At 63.6% G+C, this 8,134-nt stretch carries 7 protein-coding genes; 4 read left to right on the forward strand and 3 right to left on the reverse strand.

Annotation, left to right across the window (positions count from 1 at the left end):
- Positions 1–68 precede the first annotated feature (68 nt).
- Entirely contained in the window at positions 69–1,055 is a 987-nt protein-coding gene (locus ACK4OE_RS18470; protein WP_409886826.1) for an IS5 family transposase, read from the forward strand.
- Positions 1,056–1,263: 208 nt separating this feature from the next.
- Here the strand turns inward: ACK4OE_RS18470 and ACK4OE_RS18475 are convergent, their stop codons facing one another.
- From ACK4OE_RS18475 to ACK4OE_RS18485, 3 genes are all read right to left on the reverse strand, one after another.
- Positions 1,264–1,809, reverse strand: a complete 546-nt coding sequence (locus ACK4OE_RS18475; protein WP_409886828.1) for a hemerythrin domain-containing protein — start codon at positions 1,807–1,809, stop codon at positions 1,264–1,266.
- A gap of 224 nt (positions 1,810–2,033) precedes the next feature.
- Positions 2,034–2,615, reverse strand: coding sequence for a hypothetical protein (locus ACK4OE_RS18480; protein WP_409886830.1), 582 nt, complete (start codon positions 2,613–2,615; stop codon positions 2,034–2,036).
- 86 nt (positions 2,616–2,701) lie between these two features.
- Positions 2,702–2,920 carry a CsbD family protein gene (locus ACK4OE_RS18485; protein WP_409781638.1) on the reverse strand — a complete coding sequence of 73 codons (219 nt, stop codon included), beginning with the start codon at positions 2,918–2,920 and terminating at the stop codon, positions 2,702–2,704.
- A 371-nt stretch (positions 2,921–3,291) separates the two neighbouring features.
- Between ACK4OE_RS18485 and ACK4OE_RS18490 the strand changes: the two genes are divergently transcribed.
- The 3 genes from ACK4OE_RS18490 to ACK4OE_RS18500 form a co-directional block, all read left to right on the forward strand.
- A complete protein-coding gene (locus ACK4OE_RS18490) occupies positions 3,292–5,178 on the forward strand; it encodes a DUF1800 family protein (protein ID WP_409886831.1) in 1,887 nt (628 codons plus the stop codon).
- A gap of 11 nt (positions 5,179–5,189) precedes the next feature.
- Complete coding sequence (locus ACK4OE_RS18495; RefSeq protein WP_409886833.1) at positions 5,190–6,647, forward strand: DUF1501 domain-containing protein; 1,458 nt, start codon at positions 5,190–5,192, stop codon at positions 6,645–6,647.
- Between the two features lie 127 nt (positions 6,648–6,774).
- Positions 6,775–8,134, forward strand: a 1,360-nt coding sequence (locus tag ACK4OE_RS18500; protein WP_409886835.1) for an NAD(P)/FAD-dependent oxidoreductase, incomplete at its 3' end; no start/stop codon positions are given.

Consider the following 8,134-nt stretch of genomic DNA (forward strand, 5'->3'; position numbering starts at 1 on the left):
CTGGGGATTCTCTGCACGAATCCCTCTGCGACGTGCTTGAGCAAGCCTGAAGCCCAGACAATACGCGCATGAAGCAAAGCAGCCTGGGTCTGAACAACACTACCAAGCGCACGCGCAAGCGTGAATTCCTTGATGCAATGGAGTTGGTGGTTCCCTGGGCTGAGCTGGTCTCGCTGATAGAGCCCTACGCCCCCGAGAGCGGGCGCCGAGGTCAGCAGCCCTTTGCAGTGCAGACCCTGCTACGCATCCATTTCATGCAGCAGTGGTTCAAGCTCAGCGACCCAGCGATGGAAGAAGCCCTGCACGACGTACCCGCCTTTCGGGACTTTGCAGGCCTGTCCCATTGGGACGAATACATCCCCAGCGAATCGAGCATCCTGCGCTTTAGGCACCTTCTGGAACGCCACAAGCTGGCTGACCAGATCCTGGCCACGGTCAATGCACTGCTGCAGGCCAAGGGACTCCAACTCAAAGCAGGCACGGTGGTGGACGCCACGCTGATTGCCGCGCCCACTTCCACCAAGAACCAAAGCAGCGAGCGCGACCCAGAGATGCACCAAAGCAAGAAGGGCAACCAGTGGTACTTCGGAATGAAGGCCCACATTGGCGTGGATGCAGACTCAGGCTTGGTGCACACGGTGCGCGGCACCAGCGGCAATGTTGGCGATGTAGTCGAGGCCAACAGCCTGCTGCACGGGCAGGAAGAAAATGCCTTTGGCGACGCAGGCTACCAAGGGGTGGACAAGCGGCCTGATGCCAACAAGAACGTGCACTGGCATGTGGCCCTGCGCCCGGGCCTGCGCCGGGCTTTGGACAAGGACAAGCCACTGGAGGCGTTGATCGACCAATTGGAGCGCACCAAGGCCAGCATCCGGGCCAAGGTGGAGCACCCGTTCAGGGTGATCAAGCAACAGTTTGGATATGTGAAGGTGCGCTACCGAGGGCTCAAGAAGAACACAGCACAGATCGTCACGCTGTTTGCGCTGGGCAATCTGTGGATGGCAAGGCACAAGCTGATGGCCGGCATGGGACAGGTGCGCGTGCAAGGGGCGTGATGCCACTGGATCGGGGGCGAATAGCCCCTGGGCAGAGCTCGCGGGGCTCGCTGCACGCGCGTAATTGCTCAACGTCAGTGCTGTTTTAGCTCAGGCATCGCTGTGGCACAGACAGAACCGATTCGTGAAGAGTTTCCCTAGCAGCTATCAAAATGATATTGAATCAATCACACCAAGGCCAGCACAACACAACGCAGCACCGGCTGCGCTACGCGAGCACGGCGTGGTTGCGCTCCTCACGCCCGGGGTGCTCGGCCAGCGCCGGTTCAGGGGAATCAGCGGTGTCGCCGCAGGTGGCGCCACCGCACCCGTGAATCAAATCGCGGGGCAGCGCATGCGGCGCGTGCACCACGCCCGTGGCCGCATCAAAACCCACCCGGCGCAGGTGCAGCGCCAGCGCTGCGTCCATGCTTTGGGCATGTTGCGGGAACCACAGCGCCAGTTCGCTGGCCATCATGCGCAGCACCTTTACGTCACCCTGCTGCGCGCGAACCAGGCCTTCGCGCATGACCTGCAGCACCACCTTATGCTGCATGCTGTGGCAGTTACCAGACGCAAAACGGGTGGACTCCATCCATGCGTCTTCTTGTCCGAAGTGCTGCTCGGTGTGGTCTACCAGAGTGGTCCAGGCTGACAGCAATTGAACGTCTTCTGCGCGATCCACGGCCGCCAGCAAGTCGACAAACTCCCGGTGGGTCTCATCCATCAGGGGCAGGTCCAGGTTCAGCGCGTCAGACCATTCGAGGTGAGCCATGGGCATCCCTTTGCGTTTGAAAATCAAAACGCAAGGTTAGAAGCGGTTTCAAGGCGGCGTGTTGACGCAGGTCAGAACCACGACGCTTGCATGCACACCTCACACGGTGGGCACCAATCACCGCGCTGAAAACGACAATGCCCCGCACACGGCGGGGCACAGGCTTTGCAATTTTGGCGTCGTCAACGCATGGCAGCGTCGAGGGCCAACTCAGTCAGCGCGGATCAGCTCTTGCCGTACATGCGCTTCATGTCGTCCACACACTTGGACTTGGCGTCACCCGACTGGGCATCGCAACGCTCTTTGGCAGCCTTGTAGTTGGCTTCGTTCTTTTCTGCGCTGGCGTCCTTGCGGGCTTCTGCGACGTCAGCAGCCTTTTCGGCGGCGGAGTCAGCGGGCTTGGCCTGTACAGCGGCTACCTTCGCGTCTTCCTTGGCCTTTACCTGAGCAGCCTTGGCATCTTTCTCGCAGACGTCCTTGTCATTGCCCTTGAGGTCGTCGCACTTTTCCTTGGCCACTGCATAGGCAGCGTCAGCGCGGGTTTCGGCTAACTTCTGGGTGTTCTTGGCGCTGGGCTTGTACTGGGATTCCAGTTCCGCCTTGGCGATGTCTTCCTTGCCCTTGGCTTCCTTCTGGCAGACGTCCTTGGCGTTGTCCTTCAGAGCGTCGCAGCTCTTCTTGTCCGCTTTGTACGTCGCAGAGATGGTGTCTTTGGCGGCCTTGTGCTCGGCTGTCGTCATGGCGAAAGCCGACGTTGCCAGCAGGCCAGCGGCCACGGTAGCGATCAGGGTGCGTGCGAATTTCATGGGTTTCTCCTCGGGGTCAATTAGGTATTGGGGTGTTATGTGAGCGCTTTGTGAGCGGGGCATGGAGCCCCTCAACGCACCAACGATCAGTCGTTGAAGCGGAAATCAGGGTGGCGGTCTTGCCAGTCCTTGAGCTGCTTTTCTGCGGCGTCGCGGGCGATGCCCTGGCGCTCTTGCAGCTTGCCCAGGAACTGTTCGCGCTTGCCGTCAATGACGTCGAAGTCGTCATTGGTAAGCTTGCCCCACTGTTCGACCATCTTGCCCTTGAACTGCTTCCAATTGCCCTTGACGGTGTCTTCATTCATGGTGTGCATCCTCAAAAAATTCGCTTCAGCCATCCACTCGGAGTGCGTGGAACTACTTGCGTGATGCGATGGGATTGAATGTAGAAACGAATCCGTTTCGCGCTCGTAGGCCTTGCAATGCAGCACACGTCAGCACAGGACTACGGGGCTGACAGACGCCGCCGACCGCCGTTTGCGCCACAGGGCGAACGGCTGAGCAACGGACCCTTGCCAGCGGGAAGTGTTGCAATCGCCCATCACTTCGCGGGGGTGCTTACTCCACGCTCCCAGAGCGTGTTTCGTTTGGTAACGCTTGTGTTTCCATGCAACGCAGCCGTGTGCTTAAGTTGCGCCTGCGCCCCAAGAACGGCGCGCGTTACCCCCACAACACCATGCAAAACACACACGAGGAACCCTTGGTGACCGCCGTTGCCGAGGAGGACAAAGAGGGCGACCGATCCAACCTGACGCAGCCGAGCAGCACCCGCACCGCTCGCAGCGCGGTCTACACGCCACTGGCCACTGCACTGCTGGCGTCGACCGCACTGTCCGCCTGCGGCGGTGGCAGCGGCGACAGCCCCAGCGGCAACCCGGGCACCGGCCCGGCAACGCCTTCGCCCACGCTGGGCAACTACGCCCACCCCACAGCCAAGACCGACCAGGAAGCCGCCCGCTTTCTGCTGCAAGCCCAGTTTTCCGCTTCCACCGGCGAAATCGCTGCGGTGCGCGCAACGACATTTGCCGACTGGCTGGACCAGCAGTTCGCCACCGGCATGGGCCAAAGTGGCTGGGACTGGCTGAACCAGCGCGGCTATGCTGACATAAGCAGCGACACGGCGTACTACGACAACAGCTACCCGGCCGACGCCATGATCTGGCACCAGCTCATGACGTCCACCGACGGCGTGCGCAAGCGTGTGGCGCTGGCGTTGTCCGAGATCTGCGTGGTGTCGCTCACGGGGCTCGACTTCAGCTGGCGCAGCCATGCCATGGCGCACTACTGGGACCAGTTGGCGACCAACGCCTTTGGCAACTACCGCAAGGTGCTGGAGGACGTGACGCTGAACCCTGCCATGGGCTACTACCTGAACACCCGCGGCAACCAGAAGGAAAACGCTGCCACCGGCCGCCTGCCCGACGAAAACTACGCACGCGAGGTGCTGCAGCTCATGTCCATCGGGCTGGCCGCGCTCAACCCCGACGGCACGGTACGGCGCGACAACTCCGGCAAGCCCATCGACAGCTACACCCAAAGCGATGTCACCAACCTCGCACGGGTGTTCACGGGCTACGACTACGACCAGTCTCAGAACGCGCCCACCGTCGTGCCCGGCACCAACCGCACGGTGCCCAGCACCACGTTTGCACGGCTGCCCATGGCGCTCAACGAGTCACGCCACTCGACGCAGGCGGCCACCTTCCTTGGCACCACCATTGCGGCCAGCACCCCTGGCGCTGCAGCCCTCAAGACGGCGCTGGACACGATCTTCAACCACCCCAATGTGGGCCCCTTCATCGGCAAGCAGCTGATTCAGCGGCTGGTCACCAGCAACCCGTCACCCACCTACGTGGCGCGGGTGGCAGCCGCGTTCAACGACAACGGCCTCGGTGTGCGCGGTGACCTGCGTGCGGTGGTCAAGGCCATCCTGCTGGACGACGAAGCCCGTTCGCCCGCAGGGCTTACCCAGCAAGGCTTTGGCAAGCTGCGCGAGCCCATGCTGCGCTTTGTGCAGTGGGGCCGTACCTTCGGACTCACGTCCACGTTCGGCAGCTGGAAGATCGGCAACCTCAGTGACGCAGGCTCGCGCCTGGGCCAAAGCCCGCTGCGATCGCCGTCGGTGTTCAACTTCTTTCGGCCGGGCTATGTGCCGCCGTCCACAGCGCTGGCTGCCAGCGGTGCCGTGGCGCCGGAGTTCCAGCTGGTCAACGAAAGCAGCGTGGGTGCCTACCTGAACTACATGCAGAGCATCATCAAGGACGGCATTTTTGTGAATGCGCCCGACCAGCCCAACAACGGCAGCAACGGCAACAACGGCCGCGACATCAAACCGGCCTACAGCGTCGAACTCACGCTGGCGCCGGACGCCGATGCGCTGGTGGCGCGCATCAACCTGCTGATGTGCGCAGGTCAGCTGTCCGCAGCCACCGTGAAGGTGATCACCGACGCGCTGAAGACAACCAACATCACCACCGCCAGCACCACCGACGCCAAGCTCAACCGCATTGCCGGGGCGGTCTTTCTGGTCATGGCCTCGGCCGAATACCTCGTTCAAAAGTAAGTCAGCCCGCCATGCATCTGCTTGCCCCCAAACTCCACACCCGCCGCGCTTTCCTGCGCCGCTCCGGCCAACTGGGCCTTGCTGGCACCGCACTGCCGTTTGCGCTCAACCTTGCCGCCCTGGGCGAGGCCGCGGCCTTCACAGCCACCGACTACAAGGCGCTTGTCTGCGTGTTTCTGTACGGTGGCAACGACTACGCCAACACCGTGGTCACGTACGACGACGCGAGCTACAACCGCTACAGCACCATCCGTGGTGGCGGTGGCGGGCAGGCCGCAGGCGGCATTGCGCTGGCCAAGGCGGACCTCGCTGCCACGCTGCTCAACCCCACCACCCCGCTGCCCGGCGGCCGCCAGTACGCGCTGCACCCCGCCATGACAGGGCTGGCTGGGTTGTTCAACAGCGGCAAGGCTGCGGTGCAGCTCAATGTGGGGCCGCTGGTGGTGCCGCTCACGCGAGCGCAGTACGCCGGCTCAGACCGCACCAACTACCCGCTGCCACCCAAACTGTTCTCGCACAACGACCAGCAGTCGGTGTGGCAGTCGTCGTCGCCTGAAGGCTCCACCGTGGGCTGGGGCGGCAACATCGGCGACCTGGCGTTGTCATCCAACGGCAACTCGCTGTTCACCTGCATGTCGGTCACGGGCAATGCCGTGTTTCTGTCGGGTGACTCGGCCTTGCAGTACCAGGTCAGCACCAACGGCGCGGTGTCCATCAACGGCGTGAAGAACAACGTGTATGGCTCCACCGCCGTGCGCGCTGCGCTCACGTCGCTCATCCAGCAGCCCAGCAGCCAGACGCTGGAGAACGAATACAACCGCGTCACCGCCCGCGCCATCGCGGCCGAGGGGCAGATCACCAGCGGGCTCGCAGGCGTCACCCTGGGCACCGCGTTTCCCACCGGCAACTCTCTGGCGGACCAGCTCAAGATGGTGGCGCGCCTGATTGGCGCGCGCACCACGCTGGGCAGCAAGCGCCAGGTGTTCATGGTGTCGCTCGGCGGCTTCGACCTGCATGACAACCTCATTGCCCAGCAGCCGGTGCTGATGCGCCGCGTGAGCGAGGCCATGACCGCCTTCTACAACGCCACGGTGGAGCTGGGCGTGGCCGACAAGGTCACCGCGTTCACCGCGTCGGACTTTGGCCGCACATTGAGCTCCAACGGCGACGGCTCGGACCACGGCTGGGGAAGCCACCACCTCATGGTGGGCGGCGCCGTCAAAGGCAAGGCGTTTTACGGCAGCGCGCCTCCGGTCAGCATCACCAACACGGCCGCGCCCGACGACCAGTGGCACGTGGGCCAGGGCCGCCTGCTGCCCACCACGTCGGTGGACCAGTACGCGGCCACGCTTGCCAACTGGTTTGGCGTGGCCGACAGCGAGCTGTCGGGCGTGCTGCCGAACATCACGCACTTTGGAGCCGCTGCAGGGCGGGCTGACTATCCCGTGAACCTGGGGTTTATGGCCTGAAAGTGTGGGCGGATGGGCGGATGGACGGCATAAGGCGCATCGGCTGCAACCACGCAGCGTGCCTGCTGACACGCGCAGTGCACCCGCTCCGCACCAGCATGCGGCCATGCGCCCTAATAATGGCCGCATGACTTCATCCCCGCCCCCTCCCCGCCCCCGCGTCGTCATCATCGGCTGCGGCTTTGGCGGCCTTGAAGCCGCCCGTGCGCTGAGCGGCGCCGCGGTCGACGTGACGCTGATCGACCGCACCAACCACCACCTGTTTCAGCCGCTGCTCTACCAGGTGGCCACGGCCGGGTTGTCGGCACCGGCCATTGCGGCGCCGATTCGGCATTTGTTCAGGGGGCAGCGCAATGCCACGGTGCTGCTGGGCGAGGTGACACACATCGACGTGCAGGCGCGCGCTGTGCATCTCAACGACGGGCTGGCGCTGCCTTATGACCACCTGATCGTGGCCGCGGGCGCGGCACACAGTTACTTTGGCAATGACCAGTGGGCGCCCTACGCCCCGGGTCTGAAGACGCTGGACGATGCTTTTGAGATTCGCGGGCGCATCCTGCTGGCGTTTGAGGCGGCAGAAAAGGAGCCCGACCCCGCACGCCGCGCGGACTGGCTCAACTTTGTGGTCATCGGCGGCGGCCCCACCGGCGTGGAGATGGCGGGCACCCTGGCCGAGATCGCGCGCCACACCTTGCCTGGCGAGTTCCGCCACATCGACCCCGCCAGCGCCAAGATCATCCTGCTGGAAGGCGGTACCCGTGTGCTGCAGGCCATGCCCGAAGCACTGAGCCAGCGCGCCAAAGAACAACTGGAAAAGCTGGGTGTGGACGTGCGCCTCAACGCCCGTGTCACCGCCATCGACGCACAGGGATTAATGATCGAATCGACCTCTATCGCACAACCATCAAGCGCCAATAGCTATCAAATAAAGAGCAAATGCGTGGTATGGGCTGCCGGGGTGGCGGCCTCGCCCCTGGGCCGCCACTTGGCCGAGGCGACTGGCAGCACCACCGACCGAGCGGGCCGCGTGGTCGTGTTGCCGGACCTGAGCCTGCCCGGCCACCCGGAGATCAGCGTGATTGGCGACCTGGCTGCCGCCAAAAGCCATGTACCGGGCAAGGAGCCGCAGCCTGTGCCCGGCGTGTCGCCCGGCGCCAAACAGATGGGGCGTGCCACCGCCACCAACATCCTCAAGCGCCTGGCCGGGCGCGAGACCGCGCCGTTTCGCTACCGAGACTATGGCAACCTGGCCACCATCGGCCGCAACTCTGCGGTGGTGGACCTCACATCGCCTGTGGGGCCGGTGCGGTTTTCAGGCTACTTTGCGTGGCTGTTCTGGCTGTTTGCGCACGTGTTTTTCTTGATCGGTTTTCGCAACCGCATGGTCGTGCTGATGGACTGGGCCTGGGCGTACTGGAGCTTTGCGCGCCACGCCCGCGTGGTGACAGGGATCGCGTCGCTGCCCGTCAAGGCGGGCAGTTCGGCTG

The sequence above is a fragment of the Acidovorax sp. genome, from assembly GCF_046314175.1.
In the GTDB taxonomy this organism is placed as follows: domain Bacteria; phylum Pseudomonadota; class Gammaproteobacteria; order Burkholderiales; family Burkholderiaceae_C; genus Acidovorax.

What these genes read in the sequence shown, in the direction of transcription:
- ACK4OE_RS18470 (WP_409886826.1), top strand. Translation starts at nt 69, where the DNA reads ATGAAGCAAAGCAGCCTGGGTCTGAACAACACTACCAAGCGCACGCGC.
- ACK4OE_RS18490 (WP_409886831.1), top strand. Translation starts at nt 3,292, where the DNA reads ATGCAAAACACACACGAGGAACCCTTGGTGACCGCCGTTGCCGAGGAG.
- ACK4OE_RS18485 (WP_409781638.1), bottom strand. Translation starts at nt 2,920, where the DNA reads ATGAATGAAGACACCGTCAAGGGCAATTGGAAGCAGTTCAAGGGCAAG.
- ACK4OE_RS18480 (WP_409886830.1), bottom strand. Translation starts at nt 2,615, where the DNA reads ATGAAATTCGCACGCACCCTGATCGCTACCGTGGCCGCTGGCCTGCTG.
- ACK4OE_RS18495 (WP_409886833.1), top strand. Translation starts at nt 5,190, where the DNA reads ATGCATCTGCTTGCCCCCAAACTCCACACCCGCCGCGCTTTCCTGCGC.
- ACK4OE_RS18475 (WP_409886828.1), bottom strand. Translation starts at nt 1,809, where the DNA reads ATGGCTCACCTCGAATGGTCTGACGCGCTGAACCTGGACCTGCCCCTG.